This is a genomic window from Nocardia vaccinii NBRC 15922 (assembly GCF_001613305.1).
GTDB lineage: Bacteria > Actinomycetota > Actinomycetes > Mycobacteriales > Mycobacteriaceae > Nocardia > Nocardia vaccinii.
The window spans coordinates 1-1,384 of sequence record NZ_BDCC01000128.1 but is presented as its reverse complement, the minus strand read 5'-3'; the positions used below and the strand labels follow the sequence as shown (position 1 = coordinate 1,384).

The following is a 1,384-nucleotide window of genomic DNA, read 5'->3' as shown; positions in this document are numbered from 1 at the left end:
CACGACAGTTGTATTTCGTTGTTTTGCAGTTGGGTTGGTCATGCGATAGCTTGTCGGCTCGTGCTGGGTGATGTTGCTGCGGAGGATGTTTCGGCGTGGCGGGCGGGTTTCGATGAGGTGTTCGCGCGGGTGGCGGGGGTGTTCTATCGTGCGGAGCCGCGGCGGTGGGCGCGGTCGTATCTGATGGGGTTGCTGGCGCCGGTGGAGCGGAAGAACGCTTGGCAGTTGTCCGAGGCTGCCGGGGAGGTGGATCCGGGCAGGTTGCAGCATTTCCTGAATCGGTCGCGGTGGGACGCTGATGAGCTGCGCGATTGTCTGCGCTCGTATGTTGCCGAGGCGCTGGCCTGCCCGGATGGTGTCCTGGTCCCGGATGAGACCGGATTCTTGAAGAAGGGAATGAAATCCGCAGGCGTGCAACGCCAGTACTCCGGAACGGCCGGTCGTGTGGAGAATTCTCAGCTCGGGGTGTTCCTGGCCTATGCCGGGCGCTCGGGTCGGGCGCTGATCGATAGAGAGCTCTATCTGCCCGAGTCGTGGATTGGTGATCGTGACCGCTGTATCGAAGCAGGAATTCCTGAAAGTCGTTGCTGCTCAGGTCTTCTGACCAAGCCCAGGCTTGCGGAGATGATGATCGCCCGGACCCTGGATGCCGGAGTGGCGGCCGGGTGGGTGGCCGCGGACGCGGCCTACGGCCGCGACGGCCGGTTCCGGACATTCTGCGAGGCCCGTCGCCTGTCGTATGTTCTCGAGGTGCCGGTCCGGCAAACCGTGGCTGATCTCGACGGCCGCCGCCGCGTCGACACCCTCGTCGCCCGAGCGCCCGCACACGCGTGGCACCGGGTCTCGGCCGGGCTGGGTGAGCGCGGCGAACGTGAATACGACTGGGCCTGGGCCACCCTCCCCAACTTCGGTGACCTCCCCGCCGGATACGCAAGAACCCTGTTGGCCCGCCGATCCCTCGACAACCCAGCCGATATCGCCTACTACCTGTGCTTTCACCCCGCCACGATCGAGCGGGAACAGGTCGTGGCCGTCGCCGGCGCCAGGTGGGCGGTCGAGGAATGCTTCCAGGCCGCCAAAGACCAATGCGGCCTGGACCACTACCAAGTCCGCAAATGGCATCCCTGGTACCGGCACATCACCCTGGCCATGCTCGCCCACGCCTTCCTCGCCGTCACCGCTGCCACCGACCCAAAAGCCCACGCGGGCTGGGCCGAATCACAGTCGCCGACATCCGCCGTCTCCTGGCGATAGTGCTCCACCCCGCCCGCACCCTCACCCACGCCCTGGCCGCCTGCCACTGGCGACGACACCACCAAGCACACGCCCGACAACTCCGCCACCAGCGAAAACGATTATGAGACAACGAAATACAACTGTCGTG

At 65.2% G+C, this 1,384-nt stretch carries 1 protein-coding gene; it reads left to right on the top strand.

The window, feature by feature from the left end; genetic code table 11:
- The first annotated feature begins 63 nt into the window (after positions 1-63).
- Positions 64-1,254: an IS701 family transposase gene (locus tag NV1_RS41610; protein ID WP_067905241.1), complete on the top strand. Its 1,191-nt coding sequence runs from the start codon at positions 64-66 to the stop codon at positions 1,252-1,254.
- Positions 1,255-1,384: the final 130 nt, after the last annotated feature.